22 protein-coding genes and 1 pseudogene are annotated in these 23,170 nt (G+C 57.1%); 17 read left to right on the top strand and 6 right to left on the bottom strand.

Annotated elements, in window-relative coordinates; translation table 11 throughout:
• Position 1 precedes the first annotated feature (1 nt).
• From QE408_RS00305 to QE408_RS00290, 4 genes are all read left to right on the top strand, one after another.
• Complete coding sequence (locus QE408_RS00305) at positions 2-802, top strand: ABC transporter permease (RefSeq protein ID WP_306927519.1); 801 nt, start codon at positions 2-4, stop codon at positions 800-802.
• On the top strand, positions 799-1,881 hold the full coding sequence (locus tag QE408_RS00300; protein WP_306927517.1) for an ABC transporter ATP-binding protein: 1,083 nt from the start codon (positions 799-801) through the stop codon (positions 1,879-1,881). Before QE408_RS00305 ends, QE408_RS00300 begins: the two co-directional genes overlap by 4 nt.
• 508 nt (positions 1,882-2,389) lie before the next feature.
• Positions 2,390-2,590, top strand: a complete 201-nt coding sequence (locus QE408_RS00295; RefSeq protein WP_306927515.1) for a hypothetical protein — start codon at positions 2,390-2,392, stop codon at positions 2,588-2,590.
• Positions 2,591-2,845: 255 nt separating this feature from the next.
• Positions 2,846-3,382 carry a hypothetical protein gene (locus QE408_RS00290; RefSeq protein ID WP_373465501.1) on the top strand — a complete coding sequence of 179 codons (537 nt, stop codon included), beginning with the start codon at positions 2,846-2,848 and terminating at the stop codon, positions 3,380-3,382.
• On the opposite strand, the gene QE408_RS00285 is transcribed toward QE408_RS00290, so the two are convergent.
• The 3 genes from QE408_RS00285 to QE408_RS00275 all read right to left on the bottom strand — a co-directional run bounded on the left by QE408_RS00285 (position 3,379) and on the right by QE408_RS00275 (position 5,952).
• Entirely contained in the window at positions 3,379-4,008 is a 630-nt protein-coding gene (locus tag QE408_RS00285; protein ID WP_306927509.1) for a response regulator, read from the bottom strand. The two genes, QE408_RS00290 and QE408_RS00285, sit on opposite strands and share 4 nt — an antisense overlap.
• Positions 4,005-5,375 (bottom strand): sensor histidine kinase, encoded by a 1,371-nt coding sequence (locus QE408_RS00280; RefSeq protein WP_306927507.1) that lies wholly within the window; start codon positions 5,373-5,375, stop codon positions 4,005-4,007. Before QE408_RS00280 ends, QE408_RS00285 begins: the two co-directional genes overlap by 4 nt.
• 181 nt (positions 5,376-5,556) lie before the next feature.
• The gene (locus QE408_RS00275; protein WP_306927505.1) at positions 5,557-5,952 is read right to left on the bottom strand and encodes a DUF1236 domain-containing protein; all 396 of its coding nucleotides are present in this window, start codon (positions 5,950-5,952) and stop codon (positions 5,557-5,559) included.
• 232 nt (positions 5,953-6,184) lie between these two features.
• On the opposite strand from QE408_RS00275, the gene QE408_RS00270 reads away from it, so the two are divergent.
• From QE408_RS00270 to QE408_RS00255, 5 genes and pseudogenes are all read left to right on the top strand, one after another.
• Positions 6,185-6,490 carry a DUF1236 domain-containing protein gene (locus tag QE408_RS00270; RefSeq protein ID WP_306927502.1) on the top strand — a complete coding sequence of 102 codons (306 nt, stop codon included), beginning with the start codon at positions 6,185-6,187 and terminating at the stop codon, positions 6,488-6,490.
• A gap of 32 nt (positions 6,491-6,522) precedes the next feature.
• Positions 6,523-7,368, top strand: a complete 846-nt coding sequence (locus QE408_RS00265) for a DUF1236 domain-containing protein (RefSeq protein ID WP_306927500.1) — start codon at positions 6,523-6,525, stop codon at positions 7,366-7,368.
• Positions 7,369-7,504: 136 nt separating this feature from the next.
• Entirely contained in the window at positions 7,505-7,810 is a 306-nt protein-coding gene (locus QE408_RS00260) for a hypothetical protein (protein ID WP_306927498.1), read from the top strand.
• 25 nt (positions 7,811-7,835) lie between these two features.
• Positions 7,836-7,895, top strand: a pseudogene (locus QE408_RS22925) (hypothetical protein); the annotation flags it as partial.
• Between the two features lie 60 nt (positions 7,896-7,955).
• The gene (locus tag QE408_RS00255) at positions 7,956-8,126 is read left to right on the top strand and encodes a BA14K family protein (protein WP_306927496.1); all 171 of its coding nucleotides are present in this window, start codon (positions 7,956-7,958) and stop codon (positions 8,124-8,126) included.
• Between the two features lie 197 nt (positions 8,127-8,323).
• Here QE408_RS00255 and QE408_RS00250 read toward each other — a convergent pair whose 3' ends face one another.
• The gene (locus QE408_RS00250) at positions 8,324-9,217 is read right to left on the bottom strand and encodes a helix-turn-helix domain-containing protein (protein ID WP_306927495.1); all 894 of its coding nucleotides are present in this window, start codon (positions 9,215-9,217) and stop codon (positions 8,324-8,326) included.
• Positions 9,218-9,410: 193 nt separating this feature from the next.
• Here QE408_RS00250 and QE408_RS00245 point away from each other — a divergent pair, with 193 nt between their 5' ends.
• The 4 genes from QE408_RS00245 to moaA are packed head-to-tail and all read left to right on the top strand — an operon-like array spanning position 9,411 to position 14,252.
• On the top strand, positions 9,411-11,537 hold the full coding sequence (locus QE408_RS00245) for a molybdopterin-containing oxidoreductase family protein (RefSeq protein WP_306927493.1): 2,127 nt from the start codon (positions 9,411-9,413) through the stop codon (positions 11,535-11,537).
• A 53-nt stretch (positions 11,538-11,590) separates the two neighbouring features.
• The gene (locus QE408_RS00240) at positions 11,591-11,896 is read left to right on the top strand and encodes a ferredoxin family protein (protein ID WP_306927491.1); all 306 of its coding nucleotides are present in this window, start codon (positions 11,591-11,593) and stop codon (positions 11,894-11,896) included.
• Entirely contained in the window at positions 11,893-13,233 is a 1,341-nt protein-coding gene (locus QE408_RS00235) for an FAD-dependent oxidoreductase (protein ID WP_306927488.1), read from the top strand. The genes QE408_RS00240 and QE408_RS00235 overlap by 4 nt, the downstream gene beginning before the upstream one ends.
• Positions 13,227-14,252 carry a GTP 3',8-cyclase MoaA gene (gene moaA / locus QE408_RS00230; RefSeq protein WP_306927487.1) on the top strand — a complete coding sequence of 342 codons (1,026 nt, stop codon included), beginning with the start codon at positions 13,227-13,229 and terminating at the stop codon, positions 14,250-14,252. Before QE408_RS00235 ends, moaA begins: the two co-directional genes overlap by 7 nt.
• A 122-nt stretch (positions 14,253-14,374) precedes the next feature.
• Here the strand turns inward: moaA and QE408_RS00225 are convergent, their stop codons facing one another.
• Both QE408_RS00225 and QE408_RS00220 read right to left on the bottom strand, forming a co-directional pair.
• Positions 14,375-15,370 carry an MDR family oxidoreductase gene (locus QE408_RS00225; protein ID WP_306927485.1) on the bottom strand — a complete coding sequence of 332 codons (996 nt, stop codon included), beginning with the start codon at positions 15,368-15,370 and terminating at the stop codon, positions 14,375-14,377.
• Positions 15,371-15,409: 39 nt separating this feature from the next.
• Positions 15,410-16,162, bottom strand: a complete 753-nt coding sequence (locus tag QE408_RS00220) for a FadR/GntR family transcriptional regulator (protein ID WP_306927483.1) — start codon at positions 16,160-16,162, stop codon at positions 15,410-15,412.
• 134 nt (positions 16,163-16,296) lie between these two features.
• On the opposite strand from QE408_RS00220, the gene QE408_RS00215 reads away from it, so the two are divergent.
• From QE408_RS00215 to QE408_RS00200, 4 genes are all read left to right on the top strand, one after another.
• The gene (locus tag QE408_RS00215) at positions 16,297-17,754 is read left to right on the top strand and encodes an FAD-binding oxidoreductase (RefSeq protein WP_306927481.1); all 1,458 of its coding nucleotides are present in this window, start codon (positions 16,297-16,299) and stop codon (positions 17,752-17,754) included.
• A gap of 17 nt (positions 17,755-17,771) precedes the next feature.
• On the top strand, positions 17,772-21,266 hold the full coding sequence (locus tag QE408_RS00210; protein ID WP_373465500.1) for an indolepyruvate ferredoxin oxidoreductase family protein: 3,495 nt from the start codon (positions 17,772-17,774) through the stop codon (positions 21,264-21,266).
• Positions 21,263-22,084, top strand: coding sequence for an enoyl-CoA hydratase/isomerase family protein (locus QE408_RS00205; RefSeq protein ID WP_306927477.1), 822 nt, complete (start codon positions 21,263-21,265; stop codon positions 22,082-22,084). Before QE408_RS00210 ends, QE408_RS00205 begins: the two co-directional genes overlap by 4 nt.
• A 74-nt stretch (positions 22,085-22,158) precedes the next feature.
• Positions 22,159-23,124 (top strand): isopenicillin N synthase family dioxygenase, encoded by a 966-nt coding sequence (locus tag QE408_RS00200; RefSeq protein ID WP_306927475.1) that lies wholly within the window; start codon positions 22,159-22,161, stop codon positions 23,122-23,124.
• Positions 23,125-23,170: the final 46 nt, after the last annotated feature.

Here is a 23,170-nt window from a genome sequence, read left to right as displayed (position 1 = left end):
CATGCTTTTGAATTATAACAGCCTTGGCGTCTGGAAATGGCTGCTGCTCTTCATCACGCTTCTAACGGCCGCCTTCCTCATTCTGCCGATTATCTTCATAGCGGCACTGTCTTTCGGCTCGTCGCAGTGGCTGATTTTTCCACCGCCCGGCTGGACACTGAAGTGGTACGCAGATTTCTTTGCCGACCCGCGCTGGCTGGAAGCGGCCTGGACAAGTTTGCGAATTGCCGCGATGGTCACGGTCTTATCGGTGCTGATCGGCCTTGTCGCATCCTTCGGTCTGGTGCGTGGACGCTTCATTGGCCGCACCACGTTGCGTGCGTTGTTCATGACGCCAATGATCCTGCCTGTGGTCGTACTTGCAGTTGCGCTTTATGCCTTTTTCCTCAAGCTCGGACTGGCTGGCACCACTGCGGGCTTCGTCATTGCTCATCTTGTCGTGGCTCTGCCGTTCTCCATTCTGGCGCTGACCGGCGCGCTCGAAGGCTTTGACAAGTCGATCGAGGATGCGGCGGTCCTATGTGGCGCCAGTCCACTTCAGGCAAAAATCCGCGTCACCTTGCCTGCCATCAGCCATGGCCTGTTTTCTGCGGCGATCTTTTCATTCCTCACATCCTGGGATGAGGTTGTGCTGGCAATTTTCATGGCAAGTCCCACTTTGCAGACACTTCCGGTGAAGATCTGGGCGACGCTTCGCCAGGATTTGACACCGGTGATTGCCGCTGCGTCGACACTTCTCATCGCGGTGACCATCATTCTCATGCTGCTTGTTGCCGCCGTGCGAAAAGGACTGAAAACATGACACAGCCACTCCTGCAAATTCGCGGTATTCGCAAGCAATACGGGCCCGTTATTGCCGTTCAAAACGTCAATCTCGATGTGCAGCCGGGCGAATTCATGACCTTTCTCGGTCCGTCCGGTTCTGGAAAAAGCACCACGCTTTACATCCTGGCGGGCTTCGAACAGCCGACGGATGGCGACATTCTGTTGAATGGCCAAAGCCTGCTGTCAACGCCGTCGCATAAGCGTAATATCGGCATGGTGTTTCAGCGCTACACCCTTTTCCCGCATCTCTCCGTTGGCGAAAACATCGCTTTTCCGCTGAAGGTTCGCGGTAAAGGCAAAGCAGAGATCGACGCCAAGGTGAAGGAGATGCTGCGGCTTGTGCGTCTTGAAGGTTTCGAAGACCGAAAACCTGCACAAATGTCCGGCGGGCAGCAGCAGCGTGTGGCCCTGGCCCGCGCCCTTGCCTATGATCCGCCCGTTCTCCTGATGGATGAGCCGCTGTCTGCCCTCGACAAGAAGCTCCGGGAAGAAATCCAGTTTGAGATCCGCCGCATTCATCAGCAAACGGAAGTGACGATCCTCTATGTTACCCATGACCAGGAAGAAGCGTTGCGTTTGTCCGACCGGATCGCCGTATTTTCAAAAGGTGTGATCGACCAGATCGGAACGGGTCCGGAACTCTACGCCCATCCTGCCACCCGTTTCGTCGCGGAATTCATCGGAGACAGCGATTTCATCACCTGCGATCTCCTTGCCGCATCTGGCGGTCGCGCAACGGTTTCTCTTGGGCCGGACATCGTTTTCGGCGATGTTCCGATGCATGGAGAGGCCGCGCCCGGTAAAAAAGCCTCGCTGATGCTGCGACCCGAACGACTGCACCTCAGCCGCACTCCACCCCAGACATCAACCCGCTTTCAAGCCACGGTCAGCGATATCACCTTTCTTGGCAACAATGTTCATGTCGTTACCCGGACCGATCTCGGGGAGCCGGTCGCAGTACGCCTGCCATTCGGCCATGAGGCAATATCAGGCCTCAACCGCGGTGATCTGGTGCATCTGGGCTTTGAGCCCGCGTCAGCACAGGTTTTCTGTTGAGAACAAGGATGAGATGGGGAGATCTGTCTCATTCCGACATCGGGCATCGATGAACAGATGTCGGTGTCTGGTACCTCAGTGCAATTCGTTGAAAGCTGATCAAACGGCTTTCCTGCCATTGCTCCCATTGCTCTTCGACACTTGCGATCAAGTGTGCGCTTAATGCCGATCAAGCGCTCCTAACTCCGCGGAGCCAGTCGGTCGTTCCTTATCGTTACGCTGAAATCTGGGCAATCCAGCGTGGCCTCACCTTGTTTTCTGGCCATAGGGCAAGGGTTCAACAGTCGATGCGGGCACAAAGTCCTAATCGATGAACCACCGCCGGATAAAAAGTGTTGAACGGACGGAAGCTGATCTCCGGTAAATTTCAAAACCCGGAGATTTCCACACAAACCAAGAGGTCGCGGTTTTTTCGCATCTAGACGATGTGAGCGCTATTGCCAGCACGGCGTTCGGATCGAGAACTGTGTTGCAGACTATACTCGTTATAGAGCGTGAGGAGAATGAGATGGATCAGAGCAGACGGACCGAACCCTATACATTGGAGCAACTTCAACAAAAATATTCTCTGAGCATATCGAGAGCAGCCGATGTCATGGATCGCTTTGGTGGAGACAGAGCCTTGATCGACAAGATAATGAAAAGGCGCCACCAAAATCATGGCGATGGTCATCGAAAAGCGATACAGCCTGCTGCTATTGATCCTTGATTTTAAATGCTACCGCTTTCGTGAGATGGTCGATCGATCTGTGAAACCGAAATCGATCTTCAAATTTTTGGAGTCGAAACCCGGTCCAAAGTCATCACGCAACCTTCTGCTTTGACTACCCTGAGGCAGTTTTCAACCAAACGAAACTCTGGCAGCCTCTTCACCAGTAGAGATGATTGGTTCGCGCCGATTCTAATACCATCTGGAGACACGGAGATCGAAGTGCGTACGAAAAGAGACGTGCTTAAATACTTCATGACCCTACCCTTGGTTGGACGAGGAGCGGTGTCGTTGGTTGTTGTGCAAGTTTCGCAGATTGCCAGCATTCAGGCCGCTGTCGCTCAAGGTAGAGGTGGTGGTAACGGTGCCGGTAATGGGAATGGCGGGGGCAACGGTGGTGGGAATGGTGGCGGCAACGGCGGAGGAAACGGTGGCGGCAATGGAAACGGAAACAGTGGCGGCAATAGCGGCGGAAACGGGAACGGCGGCAGGAGCGGCAACGGCGGTGGTAGCGGCAACGGCGGTGGTAGCGGCAGTGGAGGCGGCAAAGGCAACAGCAACAGCAATGGCGGTGGCAGAGCATCGGACGCTGATGGAGCCGAGAATTCAAATGGGAATGAAGCGGGTGGTCGGCAGTCTGGGCAGGGTCTTGAAGTGCGTCACTCCAATGGAATCACTGAGACCTTAAGAAGAGGACGCTATTCAATGCGTGACAATAAGGGTCGGGTCATCGTAGATCGTCCTGCAACGGCGAAGGATCGTTCAAGGTTTCAAGCGACCAATTCAGACTAGGTCCGATCTCTCCATAACAGTGCAGCTTCCGTGCGATTGCTGACCTGTAACTTTGCAAAAATCCTTGTCACGTGATGCTTCACGGTTTTCTCATGAAGGCCTAACTTCCGTGCCACGAGCTTGTTGCTCATCCCGATAGAGATGAGATCCATCACCTGCCGTTCTCTGTTGCTTAATTCCTGACGCTGCTCGATGAGCTCCGATGCCGCCTTTCGTTCGGCCAGCAATTTCGCACCGAGTTCGGTGGGAACGTAACGTCCGCCGCCAGCAATGGTCCGCAATACCTGGACCAATTCACGGGAGCCGACGCCTTTGAGAGCATATCCCGCTGCTCCAGACTGGATCGCTATCTGAAGATCATCGACGCGCTCAGATGCGGTGAGAATGAGGATACGGATAGAAGGAGACAGGCTCAATATCGACCTGATAGCGGCTAGCCCGTTACCGGGCATCGATATATCCAGAAGAATGACGTCCGGAGTGAATTTGGCGGCTAGCGCCAACGCCTCGTCGGCATTCCCGCCTTCACCCAGAACGTCGAAACCACATTCCTTCAAGCTCTGCGATACACCCGAGCGAAATATCGGGTGATCATCAACGATGACGACTTTGATGTTTTCTGTCATTGATCGCTCACATCGATAGTATCCAATCTCATGCTGAGGTGCGTTCCCTTCGACGATGTCCGAACTTCGAAACGACCACCGAGACTCTCAATTCGTTCTTTAAGGCCTGACAATCCGATGCAGTCCGGTCCAATCTCGTCGAGTGAAAAGCCGCTACCGGCGTCTGAAACGGTAGCGACGATCTGCGCGCCCTCCTGTCTGAGTGACACGCTCTGATCCGCCGCCGCCGCGTGGCGCCAACCGTTGTTCAGACCTTCCTGAACGAAGCGGTAAGCACAGATCTTGACGGGCACTCCGACCTTCGCGTCCACATCTTCGATGGAGGTCGTTACACGTGTTCCAGCTCGGGATTGATAATGCTCAATCGCTCGTCCTACGACGTCTTCGATGGGCAAATTTTCTATATCTGGCAAGACGAGGCCCCGACAGATGTTGCGAATATCCCGGATAGCTTCATCAAGGCTGGCCTTGATCGTTATCGTCTCAGACTCCCGTTCAGCCCGGCTCGTCTGATCGCTAAGAAACTTCTCGCTGTCCACCCGCAGTGCTGCGTAGGCGATGAGCTGCGCGGGTCCATCGTGGAGATCGGCACCAATCTTGCGCAGCAGCCGCTCGTTCAAGGCGACCGAGCGCTGTGATCCTTTTTGCAAGCGGCGCGCCAGATCCTCTATCTCGCTCAGCTGACGCCTGATCATCCTGCTGCCTTTGAGCACGATTGTGGAAAGAATTGCGAAAAAGGCAGAGGCAACGGCGATGACCACGATCCAGCTTCTCAAGCGTGCTCGCGCCAGGCTTCTCTCAAGATCGACGGCCCGTTCATAAAACTCGGCAACGGCAACCACCTCTCCAGACCAGGGCTGCAAGATCGGATTATAGATTTCCAGAAGCGGTTCGCCGAGCGCTCGTTCCGCATCGCTTTCGGGATCTCCGACCTCGTCGAAATGTGCGACAAGTTGCCCGGCGAACGCCTTCTTTCGGTTCTCGCCAGGGGGCACAACCATGTTCATTAGCCGTTTGTCGTTGGAGTAGATAATGGTTCCATCTTCTGTCCACAGACGAAACGAAACGAGGCGTCTGCCCAACGCCCCCTGTCCGAGTGTTTCATCCAATGTTCGTTCGATGGAATCGTCGAGTTTCGTCGATCGGGTGAGATCGGGTAGGATTGGTGCAATGATGCTGTCGACGTACAGCGCCGTGGTCGAACCTGCATTCCTCGTTACGGTCTCAACGATTTGACCCGTAACGAACACGCCAATCAGCACCGTTCCGCACAACGAGACGAGACCGCCAGCGAGGAAGAACTGTTGGGCGAGCGAAAGAGACCCTAAGGCCTTAGATGAAAGACGGGCGATCTCGCCACCTAACATAGTCACTCGCCTACCTGTCATCACTCTGCCGTGGAGGTTCATCTCGACGAACTTTAGATTAAATTAATTTATGATTTGGATGAAGGATCGTGGGTGGAGGAGACCTACTTCATATACGAAACGACTTATTTAAGAATCATGAAAAAGCCTGCCGGACGTCACAATCCGGCAGGCTTCGCCATCAGTTGATAACCTGCACGACTTTTCGCGTGGAAGGTTCAACGATGACTCTCTGTTTATTGACGATGGCATAAGAGTATTTCGGTTCATCCGGAACCTGGTGAACGACCACCGTTGTAGGCAGCGGCTCGCCAACAACGACCTTTTCTTGCACGACAACCGTGTCGGTTGGCATAGGGGCCTCACGGACATAGGTAACGACACGCGGTGGCGGCGGATCGATAGCTGTGCCTGCGACAGCGCCCACCACGCCACCAACTGCCGCGCCGACCGGGCCGCCGACGATTGCGCCAGTAACCGCGCCGCCAGCCGCGCCGGTAACGGTCGATTCCTGAGCCTGTGCTGCGCCTGCGGCCAACATTGCGAGGGCCAGGAAAGAAAGCTGTTTCATCTGCATGGGTGTTCTCCTTGGACAGAATTTCAACACCCCATCAATATTTTCGACCTGCATCCGTTCCGGACGTAGGACTTTGTGCCCTAGTCGCGGTGGCGCTTGATCAGAGCGTTGCGACCAAAGTCCTATGGCGATCGGACTGAGTACCCAAGCGCGGAACGCTTCCCACCCAATCTACTTTGGAATGGCACCTGCAACCGCAGGCAAAGAGCAACACTTGCCAAGGTGGAAACACATGAAAACCCAAGTCCTCGCTGTGACGGCTGCAATGATCGTTATCGGCACATCGAGCGTTCTGCACGCGCAGACCGTTGTGATCAGCCCAGAACAGGAAGTGGTCATCCAAAAATACGTAACCGCGCACACGGTCACTTCGGTGGATGTGCCCAACGTCGATGTCGTGGTTGGCACTGCCGTTCCAGAAACGGTGGAACTGCACAGGATCGATGCGCCAGACGTCGCCTATAGCTACGTCGTCGTCAACGGAAAGACAGCAATCGTCGATCCCGGCACCCGCAAGATCATTCGGATCATGAATTAAGCCGGTAACCTGAACGATTGATGGAGGAAAACATGTCACGTACCCCGAAAATGGCTATTCTGGCCGCACTTGTCGCAAGTTCCACCCTGTCGCCATTTGGCGCGGTGGCACAGGACGCTTCGCCGGACGCGAACAGCCAGACCAACCCCGCGCTACTCCCAAAAAAGCAAAACCCGCCAAACGTCTCTGTTGAGACCAAGGGTGGTGCTGAAGTTGGAAAGGGAGGCGGAAAAGCGGAGGTGACTGGTCAGTCAGAGATAAAAACGCCAGCAGCAGACACAAACTCTGCTGTTCGGACGGAAACTCAGGCGAAACCAGCCATGAACGCCGGGGCGGCTTCACAGAAAAAAGATGTAAGGGGTGAGAGCGCAGGAAGCACCGATGGGACCCAGCCTGCCGGGAAGGCAAAGGTCGAGTCCAACTCGTCGGGAATGAACAAGAAGGCTGGAGCCACCACGTCATCGGAGACTTCAAACACCACTGAGACCCCGAAAGGCACGGACGCGACACGTCCTTCCGTGACAACAACTGAAACCACAGGCAATGCGGGTTCGAAAACCGGTGACGTATCCGGTGCGGCATCTGCGACGGCACAGGAAGACAAAAACGGCTCTAACGTGAGCATCAACGTTACCACTGAGCAGCGCACCGAAATCCGAAATGTCATTGTCGAGAACAAAGTCGAAGCCGTCCGTCCGACATTCAGCGTGTCGGTAGGGACCGCAGTTCCAAGAACTGTGAAGCTGCACAAGCTCCCCGCACGGGTGATCAAGATCGTGCCGCAGTACCGCGATTACGAGTACATCGTTCTCTCCGACGAGCGGATCATCATCATCGATCCTGTAAGCTACGAGATCGTCTACGTGCTGACGATCTGACGGTTTCGCTGCCTCTCATCGAACTGTTGACCGCCGCCGCGCGACCAACAGTTCGATCGGCCCATTCTGTGCCCAGAGCTCAAAAAATATCGTCTCGCTGCTCTGCCTGTCTCTCGATGTTTTGGTGATGCGCCCCATGCAAAACGTTATTGTCGGCTCCGTTCTATTTCTTTGCTCATTGCCCGTTATCGGCGGCGGAATGAGGATTGCTTCCGATTTCAGGCCGAAATCCGTCTCTCCTATCGTTCTTGATGTAAGTCAGGAACCGTTGTGGACAGCGGAAGTGAAGCGCGTCGATCCAAGGGAGCAAGCCTATGAACGTCTGCCACCCTCCTTTATCGATGCCCCCAAACTACTCGCTTCCCATAGCGGCTCTCGAAGCGAGCCACTGAATAGGGGCGGCACGCCGCTGATGGAAAAGACAACCGAGACCGACGGTTGAAGCGAAGGCAGATGAATGGTGCTCCAACAGATACCGGTCTTACCTTAAGGCGGACAAAAGCTACCAACCATTTGGCGGCGGCCCGCGTCAGCGCTGCATCCCACCGACGGAGGTAGCGCAGCCTGAAACAGGGCAGCAAGTCGCTTTGCTTGACGATAATCACGTCGCCTCGTGCCTGAGCCGATATCGCTCCTACCGGGTCGAGGACAATTCTTATCAGCCCTTTTCGGGGCCGAGAAAACAATGCCAGCCCGGTTCGCAAATGGCGTATGAGCACCATAGAAGAGTTTTACTCGCCCAACAGGCTTCCAACTAGCCTCTTCTACAGTCGCCCAGCGAACACGCTCGCGTCGATTTGTCGTGTCGATCATCAGGAGCGGGCTTCATCGGGCGGACTATGGGGGCGAGACGATCAAGCGATCGCATGAGTTTCCCGTCCGTTCGCAGCTGGACTTTGCCTTGTTCCAATTAAACAAGGATCCCAGCGGGATAATGTCGTTGCAATGACACAACCTAGTTGCCGCGAGCGACGGCACGAAATGCATTCGGCGTCATGCCAGTGGTGTTCTTGAAGGCGCGGGTGAAGTTGGCATGAGATGAGAAGCCGGCGGCCAAGGCCACGGCTTCAATCGTCCAGTTTTCGTCGGAGAGCCTTTGCTTGGCGAGCGCCATTCGCTTGTCGTTGACGAAGACATGCGGGCTCTTGCCTGTTGCCAATTTGAACGCCCGGGTAAAATGCCCCACACTCATGCAGGCAATGGACGCGAGATCGGTGACGGTGAGATCGTTGTCCAGATGAAAATCCACATATTCCTCGACACGGAGGAGCCGCTTGCTGTCCAGTGGCTTTTCCGCTCTTACGGTTCCCGAAGGCGTGACTGGACTACCGGAGTAAGAGCGAATGAGATGGGCTGATAGCGACACAGCAAGAGTTTCGATAAATAGCCGGCCTCCGGCGCTCTCGCTGGACATTTCACGTAAGATTTGATTGGCAGCAAATTCGATGAACGGATCCTCGTCGATCGCTTCATAGCGAAGTTCGATGCGCGCGGGATCGAGATCGTATTCCCGCAACACGGTGTCGGAAAAGGGCCGTCCCGGCAGAAAGATGTGAAGGCAGTCGTCCATCTGCTCTGAAACGGAGATGAACTCTTCTTCCACGCCGGCGGGACAGAGCCAGATCGTACCCCGCTTGGCCACGGTATGTTGACGCATGCCACCGCCGCGCCGATCCACGACAGATCGGCCGCGCAGAAGCACCGCAATCTCCGTGTCGCGCGGCACGAGGGAGGGCAGTTCTCCGGCCTCATGTCGCCAACGTTCTGCCAGCAGGTTGCCCCAGCCGTTGGCGTTCGAGGTTTGAACCATGGTTCCGGTGACGTATTTATCGACGGAATGACCAAGCAAGTGTCTTCTCCGCGCTTATAGGTTTCGCCAATAGAACTCTATGCAAGATCCAGGCCAGTCGGCGTTCGGACCGATTTTCGCACAAACGGAATAGCCAATCGCAGAAGCGGATAAAGGCAAGCCCTTAAGAGACTGTCAGACTGCTCACAATTGAAGCACTGCCTATCGAAGGCGCAATGACTTGGAGTTGAACATGTCACGCACAACCGTTGTCGGAGCCTGCCCCCATGACTGTCCCGATACCTGCTCCATCCTTACCACCGTCGAGGACGGCAAGGCGATCGCCGTGCGCGGCAATCCGGACCATCCGTTTACGCGCGGGCGTCTGTGCGTGAAGGTCAACAACTATCAGGATCGTGTCTACAGCGACAAGCGCGTGCTTTACCCTATGCGGCGCTCCGGCCCGAAGGGCAGCGGTCAATTCACACGGATTACATGGGACGAGGCGCTGGCGGAGATCGCTGCGACGTTCAAGGACATCATCGCAACCGACGGTGCGCAGGCGATCCTCCCCTATAGCTATCTTGGCACGCAGGGGATCATCAACGGGCTGAATGTCGGCGATCCCCTGTTCAACAAGCTTGGCGCAACGGTCAGCGAGCGCACCTTCTGCGATTCCGGCTCCTGCACAGCCTATATGATGACCATCGGTCATACGCCGGGGGTTGATCCGGAGGCCTTCATCCACTCGAAATACATCATCCTCTGGGCCTGCAACACGCTCAGTACAAATTCGCATCACTGGCCCTTCATCGAGCAGGCGAAGAAGAACGGCGCGAAGCTGGTGGTGATCGACCCCGTGCGCACCCGCACAGCGCGCCTGGCCGACTGGCATATTCCAATCCGGCCGGGAACGGATGGCGCGCTGGCCATGGCGATGATGCATATCATCATCAAGGAAGGGCTGATCGACCGCGACTATATCGATGCGCATACGGTGGGCTTTGCAGAACTTGCCGAGCGGGTGGAGCGATACACGCCGGAATTTGCCTCTGCCGAAACCGGCATCCCGCTGGAGGATATTTATACGCTGACGCGGGAATATGCCTCGACACCACCTGCCGTCATCCGCATTGGCGTTGCGGTGGAACGCCATGCCGGCGGCGGCCAAACAGTGCGCTCCATTGCCTGTCTGCCAGCGCTGATCGGCGCCTGGAAACATGTCGGCGGCGGGCTTCTGCAATTGCCGATCTGGGCATTCCCCGTCAATTGGGGTGGATTGATGCGCCCAGACCTTCAGCCGGAAAAGATGCGGGTAATCAATTCCTGGCAGCTTGGCCCGGCCTTGACTGGCGAGCTTCCGCTCGATCCACCCATCCGCTCGCTGTTCGTCTACAATGCCAATCCGATGTCCATGGTGAGCCAGCAGGGTAAGCTGGAAACAGGTCTCGCGCGTGATGATCTCTTCACTGTCGTCAGCGAGCATTTCATGACCGATACGGCTCGCTACGCGGACATCCTTCTGCCTGCCACGACCCAACTCGAGCAGAAGGACATTATGTTTTCCTGGGGCCATCTCTATCTGTCGTACAACAATCCGGCGATTGAGCCGCTGGGAGAGGCCGTGCCGAACACCGAACTATTCCGGCGGCTTGCCGGAGCGCTCGGGATCGACGATCCGTTCTTCCATCGCTCGGATGACGAAATGATCGCGCAGTCGATGGATTGGGCAAGCCCTGTGATGGAAGGCATCGACCTGGAGACGCTGAAAGAGAAGGGCTATCTCAGGCTGAACATGCCCGCCGCAGGCGAATGGGCGCCACACCGCGACGGCAACTTTCCGACACCGACAGGAAAATGCGAGTTCAAGTCGACACTTGCGGAAACCGGCAATTTCGTCGTCCCGCTCTTCCGCCAAGGGTATAATGGCGATCAGTCGGGAGAGCCTGTCGATCCGCTGCCGCACTATATCGCGCCGAACGAGAGCCCTGCCAGCGCTCCGTCACTTGCCGGTAAATATCCGTTGAGTCTTATCTCCCCAAAGAGCCATGCTTTTCTCAATTCGAACTACGGCAATCTGCCTGCACAGCTGGCTCAGGCCGGTGAGGAACAAGCCGTTATCCTCCATCCGAGCGACGCCGATCTTCGCGGCATCACCGCCGGTACGCCTATTCGCGTCTTCAATGATCGCGGTGTCTTCGAGGCGTTTGCGACGGTTTCGCAAGATGTGATGCCCGGTGTGGTGGTCGCACCTGCCGGTTACTGGCAGCGCTCGAACCGCCGCGGGCCGACCGTCCACGCGCTGACGCCGCCGGCATTCGCCGATCTCGGACGCGCCCCGACTTTCTCGGATGTGCTGGTTGAGGTCGCTCCAACGTGACAGCCCTTGTCGGCTTCGGCACCAATTAGATTTTGTGAAAGGCGTTAAGAGACATGACCTATGTCGTGACTGACCAATGCACGGGATGTCGCTACACGGAATGCGTGACCGTGTGTCCCGTCGAGTGTTTTCATCTCGATGATGAAATGACCTATATCGATCCCGAAAATTGCATCGACTGCGGCGGCTGCGTGCCGGCCTGTCCGGTCGGCGCCATACAGGCGTCCTACCTCTTACCGCCTGAACAGCAGAAATGGATCGAGATCAATCGTCGCCGGGCGGCTGAAACGCCTGTGATCACCAGCCGTCTGGCACCGCTTCCCGGTGCCGACGAGCGGAAAAAGGCACTCGGCCTATGAAGACGCCGCAGTATCGCGTTGCTATTGTCGGGGCTGGACCGAGCGGTTTCTACGCTGCGGAGGCTCTTTTGCGCGCGCAGAAGGATGTTTCCGTCGATCTGTTCGAGCGGCTGCCGGTCCCCTACGGTCTCGTGCGTTTCGGCGTGGCCCCCGATCATCCGAAGCTCAAGCAAGTCACGGCCATTTTCGACCGGATCGCGGCCATGCCCGGCTTTCGCTTCGTCGGCGGTGTCGAGGTGGGAGCGGATATCAGCGTCGAGACCCTTCGCGGTGCCTATCACGCCGTCATCCTCTCCACCGGCGCATCGCTCGGTCGCGAGATCGGCCTGCCCGGCGAAAGCTTGGCAGGCAATCATCAGGCCAGTGATTTTGTCGGTTGGTACAACGGTCATCCGGACTATCGTGATCTTGCCTTCAACTTCTCAGGAGAACGCGCTCTTGTCATCGGACACGGAAATGTCGCGCTCGATGTGGCGCGCATTCTCCTCAAAACGCCGGAAGAGTTGCGCCAGACCGATATCGCCGCTCATGCGCTGGAGGCGCTTTCCGAGAGCCGGATTAAGGAAGTGCATCTGATCGGGCGGCGCGGCCCTGCCGAGACCCGTTTTTCGGCAAAAGAACTGCTTGAATTCGATGCGCTGTCGGCATGCGACCCGGGCGTCGAGCGGGACGATCTACCGTCCAAGGCGTTCGTGATCGGCGAAGGATTCGACAGTGAGCGCAAGGCCTCCATGGACGTCCTCGAACGCTTTTCTCGCCACGTTGCGACGAAGGAACGGCGTTGCCTCTTCCGCTTCCATTTGGAGCCTATTCGCTTCGAAGGGGATGAACGGGTCCGGAGTGCAGTCTTCAGGCGCAACCATGTTGAAGAACCAAGCGGACAATCCCTCACGATTGACACGACCTTGGTGTTCTTCAGTGTCGGACGTCGAACGATGCCGATCGAAGGCGTCGCCTATGATCGCTCGGGTGGCGTCCACGCGAACCAGAATGGTCGTCTGGTGGAGCAGAACGGGGTTGTTCCAGGACTTTATACGTGCGGCTGGAGCAAGCGTGGCCCGCAGGGAACGATCGGCACCAACCGCGCCTGCGCGCTCGATACCGTCGAGAAGATACTCATCGATCTCGACAGCCTGCCGTCGCCAGAGGATGGTGCGGCTGACCGGCTCGTTTCTAGCCTTGGCGGGAGATACGATACGCCCCTCGATTTCGATGCGTGGCGTCTTATCGACAGCGCGGAGGTGGCGCGGGGTCGTGCTATCGGCAAGCCACGCGAAAAATTCGTTTCCATCGACGACATGATCGCCGCCGCGCGCACAAAAGGGATCGCATGCTGATGGACGCCCTTCAAACTGCAACTCGTCCTCCTCTCGTTGACACGTTCGGCCGCAGCGTGAGCTACTTGCGTCTATCCGTCACCGACCGCTGCGATCTGCGCTGCGTCTATTGCATGCCGGAACGAATGAGTTTCATGCAAAGGCAGCATCTGCTTTCGCTTGAAGAGTTGGAGCGAGTGGCGCGTGCCTTCATTGAGCTCGGCGTGACCAAGATCCGCATCACCGGCGGCGAGCCGCTGATGCGTAAGAACGTGATGTCTTTATTCCAAAGCCTCTCGCGCTTCCTGCGGGACGGATCGCTGAAAGAGCTGACCCTGACCACCAATGCCACCCGTTTGGCGGAATATGCAGCGGCGCTGGCGGATGCCGGAGTGCGACGGATCAACGTCTCTCTCGACACGCTCGATCCGCAACGCTTCACCGAACTTACGCGGGGTGGCTCGCTCGTGACAGTTCTCAAAGGGATCGAGACCGCGCAAGCCGCAGGTCTTGCCGTCAAGATCAACACGGTTGCGCTGAAGGGCGTGACAGAAGAGGAGGCCGACCGGCTTATTCGTTTTGCCCATGGCGGCGGAATGGGCCTGACCTTTATAGAGACCATGCCGCTTGGGGAAACCGGTGCGGATCGACTAGCCCAGTATTTGCCGCTCGACAGCTTGCGTCGTCGCATAGAGGCTCGCTGGACGGTCACTCCAGTGTCTCTGCGCACAGGTGGCCCAGCGCGATATGCTCGTATCGAAGAAACAGGCGGCCTGGTCGGGTTCATTACGCCACTAACCCATAACTTCTGCGAGGGGTGCAACCGCGTTCGCGTGACAGCCGCAGGCGTGCTGCATACCTGCCTCGGCCAGGAGGATGCTGCCGATCTGAAGGACATTATGCGCTCTTCACCAGGAGACCAAGCACTTGTTGCCAGTATCCAGGCCGCTATCCGGAGCAAACCGAAGGGGCATGACTTCGTTCTAGACAGAATGTCGACGCCAAGAATTGCCCGTCACATGTCGAACACAGGAGGGTGAAACTGAAGAGCTTTCGTCAGTGGGCTCATGCCGCACTAGCAGCGCACGTCTAATGGTGAGAACAGAACCAAAACAAGGATCATTGTGCTCGCAGCGCTGCCATCCCGCGCGTCGGCCCGGACTTACGGTGTGATCTCCACCACGACGCGTCCCCTGATCTTGCCTTCGACAATATCCTGCGCGAGAGTCGGAAGCTTGGAGAAAGGCTCGACCCTCGCCAGCGTTTCGATGTGCTCTGGCTTCAAATGCTTGGAAAGGGTCTGCCAGGCGCGGATTCGTTTCTCCATGGGCGCCATTACGGAATCGACGCCAAGAAGTGCCACGCCGCGCAGGATATGGGGGAGGACGGTTGCTGGCAGGTCTGCGCCTGCGGCGAGACCGCAGGCAGCAACCGCTCCACCATAGATGGTCTGGGAGAGTGCGTTTGCGAGCGTCGTGGATCCGACGGAGTCGACCACTCCGGCCCATCGCTCCTTTTGCAGAGGACCGCCTTTTTCTGAAAGCGATGTCCGATCGATGAAACCGCTTGCACCGAGCGATGCAAGATAGCCCTGCGTTTCGGGGCGGCCTGTCGACGCAGTGACATTATACCCCTTGTTCGCCAGCAGGCTGATCGCCACCGAGCCCACACCGCCTGCGGCGCCGGTCACGAGGACTTCGCGATCATCGGCAACGATCGTTCCCCAGTCCTCGAGCGCGTTGACACAGAGCGCAGCGGTGTAGCCGGCGGTGCCGATGGACATCGCTTGCAAAAGGCTGAATGCTTCCGGCAGTGCGATCAGCCACTCCGGTTTCAGCCGCTGGAATCGCGAATATCCGCCCCATTCCGTTTCAGACAGACCCCAGCCGTTGACGATGACCTTGTCGCCTGGCGCCCATTTGTCCGACCGGGATTCGACGACTGTTCCGGCAAGGTCTATTCCGCCCACCATAGGGGTGCGTCTGGCAATACGGCCTTTTCCGGTCAGCGCCAGACCATCCTTGTAATTGACGGTAGAGTAATGGACCTCGACGAGAACATCGTGATCCGGCAGATCGGTGATTGAAAGCTGCCGGAAGCCAGCCTGTGGCTTGGCGTCGGCCATGTCGATGACCATTGCCTGGAATGTATCGGACATGCGTTCCCCTTCTTACACTGAATTTAGTGGTTTGGCGTGTCAGGTCTGCGGCGCGGCCTTCATCCTGTCGCGCGCATCCATTGCGGTCGAGTAACTGTTGCGAATGTAGGCCAGCAGATCCCTTAACGCCTTTGTGGCTGCTTCGGTCTCGCGCTTTGCGACGGCCTCCATAATCTGGCGGTGAAAGCCGACAACCTTTCGGCGCTCGCGCACCCGGAAGACGATCATGTTCGTGATTGGAATGAAGGACTCGATCACGGTGTACATCATCAATTTCAACGGGCCGTTACACGTGGAGTCCACCAGCGCGCGATGAAAGCGCACGTCGGATGCACAGAAATCTTCGTCACTGATGCTCTCGTCACGCTGGATATCAATCTCCGCTGCCATTCGTTCGAGATGCGCAGTGTCGTGGTTTTCACATGCGAGCCTGCAGCAGATCGTTTCTGTCTCAAGACGCGCTGTAATGATTTCGTCGATATCGAACGCGCCGATGCCGACAAGCAGCGTCGCTGCTCCTGTGATCGCCTTGGAGAGGCCCTCCGGATCCGGTCGTTTGACGAAGTTTCCGCCGAGCGGGCCGCGCCTTGACTGGATCAGGTTCTGCGCGGCCAGACGTTTTAACGCTTCACGCACGGTTGGCCGCGATATACCGAAGTTTTTCGCCAGATCTTCCTCGGTTGGAAGCCGCTCGTCGATCTTCAACCGACCATCCATGATCGCAGATTTGATGTTTTCTGCGACCTGCTTGGCGATGCCAGTCCTCACCACCTCATCAAATTTCAACGTCATCGATTATTGTCCTCGCCTGAAATCCATTGATGCCATGGTCATTTCAAAAACGCCACTGAAAATTGAATATAGGTTTGACAAATATCGGATAGGCGATAACCTGACCTCGATCCAGATAACCAAGGGGAACGAAATTGGGCGGATCGACTGGTCGGGCGGGAATCGCCCAAGGCGCGTCTGCGCCTGTCGGCCGGCATGCAGAATTACTGCGCCGTCTGAGTGAAAAAATCGGCAGTAAGGCTGTTCTCGCCGGCGATGATGTCGGCGAGCGGTATCGTGGCGATGCCACCGATGAGCCGGGTGAGCGCCCGGTCATCGTATTTCGACCTGCGAACACAACGGAAGTGTCCGCTATTCTGGCGGAATGCAATCGTTTGAGGCAGCCACTTGTGATCCAGGGCGGAAGGACGGGTCTCGCAGGTGGTGCAAGACCGCGCCCCGGAGAAGTATCGATTTCGCTGGAGCGAATGGTCGGCCTTTCGCCAGTGGATGAGAATTCGGCCACCATCATAGCCGAGGCGGGTGTAACGCTGCAGGCGGTACAGGACGCCGCGGCAGCGCGCGGTCTTTTTTTCGGCGTCGACATTGGCGCGCGAGGTACGTCTACGGTGGGCGGCAATGTTGCCACCAATGCGGGCGGTATTCGTGTTCTTCGCTATGGCATGTATCGGTCTCAGGTTTTGGGACTTGAGGCCGTGCTGGCGGATGGCTCCATATTGACGAGCTTGAAGGGATTGCCCAAGGACAATTCAGGTTTCGATCTCAATCAGCTCTTTATCGGAACCGAAGGTGTCCTCGGAGTGGTTACGCGGGCATGCCTACGCCTTCATCCCGAACCACGGTCGCAAGCGAACGCCTTTTGCGCGTTGCCTTCGTTAAGTGCCGCCGTTGCTCTTCTAAAGCATCTACGCTCCGCGCTCGGCCCTTCTTTATCGGCCTTCGAAGTGATTTTCCCGAATGTTTATGATGGAATTTTGTCGCTGAGCGGTGCCCAGCCGCCCGTTGCGGCAGGGGCGGGCATGTATGCCCTGGTGGAGATGCAAGGTCAGCACGAGTCCGATGACAACGTCCGTTTTTCCGAGGCGCTGATGGCTTGCTACGAGAGTGGCATCGTGACGGACGTTTCTCTTTCGCAATCACAGCGGGAATATCACGCCATCTGGAAACTTCGGGAAGCGGCAAGCGAATTTATCTTCTCTATGGACAATGTCTCCGGGTTCGATGTCAGTCTGCCTTTGACCAGCATGCAGGCTTTTATCGATGTCGCGAGCCGCGAAATTACGGCCCTTGATCGCGACGCCGAAATCTATGTTTTCGGTCACCTTGGCGACGGCAATCTCCATTTTCTTGTCCGTAGTCATCATCACGCACACGTGGCCGATATCACGCTCTCCGCCGTCATCCGCGCTGACGGAGCGATTTCAGCCGAACACGGCATTGGTGTGGAGAAGAAAAAGTGGCTGCCACTTGGGCGAAGTGAAGCTGAAATGGAGGCTATGCGGCGTCTAAAGGCTGCGTTCGATCCAAACACTATCCTCAATCCTGGCCGAGTGTTCGACATGGTGTCACCAAGCGTATCGGAGTGTGCCTAATGCAGAACCTGGCCGATATGTCTCACGCATTACCGAATGAAAAAGCACCGAGCCTCGATGACCGGTACACGGTCGACCAGGGGAAAATCCTCGTGTCGGGTACCCAGGCCTTAGTGCGGCTTCCGATGATCCAGCGGCAAAGGGATTTGGCCCGAGGATTGAATACGGCCGGTTACGTTTCCGGTTATCGCGGATCTCCGCTGGCGAGTTTCGACCGCGAGATGGCGCGTGCCAAGACCTATCTCGAGCAGCATCACATACGCTTTCAACCTGGCCTTAATGAAGATATGGCGGCGACGGCCGTCTGGGGAACACAGCAAACGGCAATGTTCTCCGGCGTCCGTTACGACGGGGTCTTCTCAATGTGGTACGGCAAGGGGCCGGGTGTCGACCGCACCATGGATGTGATCAAACACGCCAATGCCGTCGGCACCAACCCGCATGGCGGCGTGTTGGTGCTTGTCGGCGACGATCATGGCGCGGTGTCGTCGACTTTACCACATCAAAGCGAACATAACCTGATTTCGGCGATGGTGCCTCTCCTTTCTCCGGCCGGTGTGGCCGAATACATCCATTACGGATTGCTTGGATTTGCGCTCAGCCGCTATTCGGGCGCCTGGATCGGCTTTAAGTGCCAGACCGAGATTGTCGAATGTACGGCCACCGTCGATCTCGATCCCGATAATCCTGCGATCGTCTATCCCGACATGCAGGGCAATCTTTCACTCCGCTGGCCCGATGGGCCTCACGCTATGGAGCGTCGGCTGGAAGACAAGCTCTCCGCTGTTCACAGATTTGCCCGCCATAATCAGTTGGACCGCAGTATGTGGTCGGGGCCGGGCACCAAGGCGCGCCTCGGTATCGTCTCGACCGGGAAATCCTGGCTGGATCTCATGGGCGCACTTTCACGCCTCGGCATAGATGAGCGGCGTGCTGGCGAACTGGGTATTCGGCTTTACAAGGTTGGCCTTGTTTGGCCAATCGAGCCGGAGGGGATAGCACGCTTTGCTGCGGGCGCAGAGACGCTTCTGGTCGTCGAGGAGAAGCGTCCGGTCATCGAAGATCAGATCAAAGCGCTGCTCTTCAATATGCCATCGGGCGACAGGCCGCGCGTGTTCGGCAAATTCGGGCCAGACAATGTGTCACTTCTCCCTGCCGTTGGTGAGATCGATGCAGTTGCCGTGGGCATGGCAATCCTTGCTGTTTTAGGCTCGCAGCCCGATGATCTTCAACGTCGGTCGTTAGAGATGGAAGCGCTCATAGCAGCCAGTGCGACGGAAAGCCCGGCTCTTCGGCGCGATCCGTATTTCTGCTCCGGCTGTCCGCACAGCGTTTCGACGAGGCTGCCGGAAGGAAGCCGGGCGTCCACCGGTATCGGATGCCATATGATGGTGATCGGTCTTGAGGATCGGAATACCTCCACCTTTACCCAGATGGGCGGCGAAGGCGGTGCGTGGATCGGGCTTTCTCAATTCACCGACGAAAAGCATATTTTCGTCAATATGGGTGATGGCACCTATTTTCATTCGGGCCTGCTTGCGATCCGGGCCGCGATTGCTGCGAAAGTAAACGCAACTTACAAGATTCTTTACAATGATGCGGTCGCCATGACGGGCGGGCAGAAACACGATGGCGACGTCTCCGTGCCCGGAATCGTTGGCCAGATGTTGGCGGAAGGTGCGGCGAGAGTAGCCGTTGTCGCCGAGCATCCCGAGGTCTGGCAGGGCCGCTTGCCGTCGGATGTTACAATCAGCCATCGTGACGAGCTCGACCAGGTCCAACGTGAATTGCGCGAAATCGATGGGGTGACTGTCCTGGTCTACGATCAGGTCTGCGCGGCAGAAAAGCGCCGCCGTCGTAAGCGTGGGGCGCTGGCGGTATCGGACAAGCGCGCATTTATCAATGAGTTGGTCTGCGAAGGATGTGGTGACTGCTCGGCCGTGTCCAATTGCATTTCCATAGAGCCGCAGGAAACCGAGTTTGGCCGCAAGCGGAAGATCAATCAGTCGAGTTGCAACACTGACCTCTCCTGCATCAAGGGCTTCTGTCCGAGCTTCGTCACAGTGGAGGGTGGAAAGATCAAGAAGCCGGCTGCAAAAGCCAAACAAGAGACGTTCGATGATATTCCGCTACCGTTTCTCTCCGATATCGGAACGCAGCCATACAATATGTTGTTGGCCGGGATTGGTGGAACGGGCGTGATCACCGTCAGCGCCGTCCTCTCAATGGCGGCGCATCTCGATGGACTTTTTGTCCAGACACTGGATCAGACGGGGCTTGCGCAAAAGAACGGCGCAGTCATTTCGCACCTTCGCGTTGCACGCACCGCTGGCGCCTTGTCGTCGGTCCGCATCGGGATTGGGGAAAGCGATCTCGTGCTCGGCTTCGACATCGTCGTATCGGCCGGTCGGAATGCTCTATCGACGTTTGGCGTTGGCCGGACACGCGCCGTCCTCGACAACCACTTCGCGCCCACGGCGTCTTTTGTGCAGAACACGGCGATCGATTTCCAGCAGGAGGCGACGCTGAAATCGCTGCGACGCGCAGCTGGTGAGGATGCCGTTCATCTGATTGCGGCAACAAAGCTCGGGGCGGCTCTGATGGGCGACGCGATAGCCGCAAACATGTTCCTGCTCGGTCATGCATGGCAGCGCGGCCTGGTACCGATCAACCTTGCCTCGATCGATCAGGCGATTGAACTTAACGGAACGGGTGTCGCGATGAACCGGGCTGCCTTCGGCTGGGGTCGTCGCTCGGCGGTGTCACCCGATCTCGTCGCCAACGCCGCGGGACTTGATCTTACTGACGCGAAGCCCGTCGAGACGCTCGACATGGTCGTCGAAAGCCGGGCGGCTTTCCTCGTAGCCTACCAGAGCGCCGCCTATGCGAGACGATACCGGACGCTTGTGGCTGCAGCACGGGAGGCCGAGAACAGGCTGATGGCAGGCGAAGCGTTTGCCATGGCTGTTGCAAAAAATGCCTTCAGACTGATGGCCTACAAGGACGAATACGAGGTGGCCCGTCTGCATCGTGACCGAAGCTTCAGAAAGGCCATTGAAGCGCAGTTCGAAGGTGACTTCAGCATCAGGCATCATCTGGCGCCACCACTTCTGTCGCGGCGGGTCGACAAACGCACCGGCAATCCTGCGAAAGTGGCCATCCCTGAAAAAGTGATCGCTCCCGCCTTCGCAGTTCTCGAAAAGCTGCGTTTTCTGCGCGGCACACCGCTTGATCCCTTCGGTTACACCGAGGAGCGGCGAATGGAGAGGCGGCTGGTCGCAAACTATCGCGCGCTGATCGAGGCTCTCACGAGCGAGCTTTCCGTCGACACGCTTGACCGCGCCGTTGCTCTCGCGCGGTTGCCGGAAGAAATCAAAGGGTTCGGCCCAGTCAAGATGGCGTCGGTTGGACGCTTTGAAAAGAAAATGGCGGCCTTGCTTGCGCCGCCTGCCAATGACCAGACACGAGCGCCGGCGGTGGATCAAAACGCGGCGAAAAGGAAAAGCATATGAGCACTTCCGAGGCTTTTGAAACGATCCTCTACGTTAAGGATGACCACGACAAATTCGCGACGATCACCATTAATCGTCCTGAAAAGCTCAATGCGATGAACAAGACGACGGTGCGTGAAATCGATCGAGCCGTTGCAATGGCTGTTGCCGATAAGGAGGTCAATGCACTGATCATCACTGGTGCGGGACGCGCCTTTTCCTCTGGGTATGATCTTCAGGGCGCCGATTATGATGTCGATATCGAGGACTGGCATGCAGATATGTCGGAAAATGCCCAAGCACTTCTCAATATCTGGAAGGCACCGATTCCTGTCATCGCTTCTGTCAATGGGTATGCGCTGGCGGGTGCGCTCGAACTCGTGATGGCTTGCGATCTGGCGATTGCAAGCGACAATGCGAAATTCGGTGAACCGGAGGTGCGGCACAATTCGGGACCACCCGCACTGTTCATGCCTTGGTTGCTCGCGACACGCGACGTGCGTTGGCTGATGTACACAGGGGATGTGGTCGACGCCGAGGAAGCGTTGCGCATGCACCTTATCAACAAGATCGTGCCCGCCGATCAATTGCGGGAAAAGACCGAGAACCTGGCGCGTAAGCTCGCCCGCATGCCGGTACCGGCGATCAAATTCGCCAAGTCCTCCATCAACAACCAGCAGATGGCTGCCGGCTTGATGACGTCCTTCGATTTCAACGTGCACGCCATCGCTGCGCTGCATGTCAGCCGCGACGGGCAGGAGTGGATGCGAAACCTGCAGAAAATGTCACTGAAGGAGTATCTGGAGTTCCGGGATGCTCCCTTCAAAGGGCTCGATTGACACCGGTATTTCATAGCGTCCGGCGGCGCCAGCGCGTGCTGCCATCACCACGATTAAGGAAGGAAGCTACAAGGATGCAAACGAGCACAGTGCCGGATGACGTGCAGGACATGATACCCGTTATCGACATCGCGCCCTTTGTCGGCGGCGAAGCCGCGGGCCATGCGGTGGTTGCTGCCATAGAGGACGCGTGCCGTAAGACTGGCTTCTTTCTCGTGACGGGGCATGGTGTGAAGGCGGAGGTCACAACGCGTCTTTATAATCTCGCTCGCGATTTCTTCGACGAGCCACAGGAATGGAAAGTCGGGCAGGGAAGGGGTACGGCGGTGGAAGGCGGCGTCGCGTTCTCACCGCTCGCAGACGAGGCGCTTGCGGCGACCCTTGGGATTAAGACACCCGGCGATTACAAGGAGAGCCTGAACTTCGGACCGCGATTGCCGGGTGATCTGTGGCCAACCCGTCCTGAAGGATTACAACAGGCTTTTGCAGACTATTTCGCTGAAATGGAAAGGCTTGCGGGTCATCTCAGGCGCGCCTTTTGCGAAGCGATAGGTCTTGCACCGGATTTTTTCGAGCCCGCCTTTGAAAATCATCTCTCGGCATTGCGGGTTATCAACTATCCGGAACAGACGGAGAGTCCGCTTCCAGGGCAACTTCGCGCCGGTGTCCACACCGACTACGGTTTCATGACGATCCTCCGGTCGGAGGCGTCCCCGGGTGGACTGCAGGTGAAAAACCGGGCAGGTGAATGGCTTGATGCACCCAATGTCGAAGGGGCCTATGTCATCAATATCGGCGACGCTTTCATGCGCTGGTCCAACGATGAATGGCTCTCTACTCCGCACAGAGTTGCCAACCCGCCTGGCGCTTTCAAGGGCACGACTCGTCGCCAGTCCATCCCGTTCTTCCTCAACCCGTCCAGGGACACTGTGATCCAGTGCCTCCCGCCTTTTGCAGCAAAAGGGGCCCCTAAATACGAACCGATCACCTACGGCGATTACATTTCACTGAAGACCAGCCAAGCCTTCGGTAGAACCTGACGGCAAGAAGCGGAAGACCGCCTGCCCGCAGTGCATGACCAAATCA

The organism is Agrobacterium larrymoorei (genome assembly GCF_030819275.1).
GTDB classification, from domain to species: Bacteria; Pseudomonadota; Alphaproteobacteria; order Rhizobiales; family Rhizobiaceae; genus Agrobacterium; species Agrobacterium larrymoorei_B.
This window is presented reverse-complemented; position numbering and strand designations above follow the sequence as displayed.

Bases quoted from the DNA above. Each gene is read 5' to 3' on its own strand.
- QE408_RS00305 (WP_306927519.1), top strand. From the start codon at position 2: ATGCTTTTGAATTATAACAGCCTTGGCGTCTGGAAATGGCTGCTGCTC.
- QE408_RS00300 (WP_306927517.1), top strand. From the start codon at position 799: ATGACACAGCCACTCCTGCAAATTCGCGGTATTCGCAAGCAATACGGG.
- QE408_RS00295 (WP_306927515.1), top strand. From the start codon at position 2,390: ATGGATCAGAGCAGACGGACCGAACCCTATACATTGGAGCAACTTCAA.
- QE408_RS00290 (WP_373465501.1), top strand. From the start codon at position 2,846: ATGACCCTACCCTTGGTTGGACGAGGAGCGGTGTCGTTGGTTGTTGTG.
- QE408_RS00285 (WP_306927509.1), bottom strand. From the start codon at position 4,008: ATGACAGAAAACATCAAAGTCGTCATCGTTGATGATCACCCGATATTT.
- QE408_RS00280 (WP_306927507.1), bottom strand. From the start codon at position 5,375: ATGTTAGGTGGCGAGATCGCCCGTCTTTCATCTAAGGCCTTAGGGTCT.
- QE408_RS00275 (WP_306927505.1), bottom strand. From the start codon at position 5,952: ATGCAGATGAAACAGCTTTCTTTCCTGGCCCTCGCAATGTTGGCCGCA.
- QE408_RS00270 (WP_306927502.1), top strand. From the start codon at position 6,185: ATGAAAACCCAAGTCCTCGCTGTGACGGCTGCAATGATCGTTATCGGC.
- QE408_RS00265 (WP_306927500.1), top strand. From the start codon at position 6,523: ATGTCACGTACCCCGAAAATGGCTATTCTGGCCGCACTTGTCGCAAGT.
- QE408_RS00260 (WP_306927498.1), top strand. From the start codon at position 7,505: ATGCAAAACGTTATTGTCGGCTCCGTTCTATTTCTTTGCTCATTGCCC.
- QE408_RS00245 (WP_306927493.1), top strand. From the start codon at position 9,411: ATGTCACGCACAACCGTTGTCGGAGCCTGCCCCCATGACTGTCCCGAT.
- QE408_RS00240 (WP_306927491.1), top strand. From the start codon at position 11,591: ATGACCTATGTCGTGACTGACCAATGCACGGGATGTCGCTACACGGAA.
- QE408_RS00235 (WP_306927488.1), top strand. From the start codon at position 11,893: ATGAAGACGCCGCAGTATCGCGTTGCTATTGTCGGGGCTGGACCGAGC.
- moaA (WP_306927487.1), top strand. From the start codon at position 13,227: ATGCTGATGGACGCCCTTCAAACTGCAACTCGTCCTCCTCTCGTTGAC.
- QE408_RS00225 (WP_306927485.1), bottom strand. From the start codon at position 15,370: ATGTCCGATACATTCCAGGCAATGGTCATCGACATGGCCGACGCCAAG.
- QE408_RS00220 (WP_306927483.1), bottom strand. From the start codon at position 16,162: ATGACGTTGAAATTTGATGAGGTGGTGAGGACTGGCATCGCCAAGCAG.
- QE408_RS00210 (WP_373465500.1), top strand. From the start codon at position 17,772: ATGTCTCACGCATTACCGAATGAAAAAGCACCGAGCCTCGATGACCGG.
- QE408_RS00205 (WP_306927477.1), top strand. From the start codon at position 21,263: ATGAGCACTTCCGAGGCTTTTGAAACGATCCTCTACGTTAAGGATGAC.
- QE408_RS00200 (WP_306927475.1), top strand. From the start codon at position 22,159: ATGCAAACGAGCACAGTGCCGGATGACGTGCAGGACATGATACCCGTT.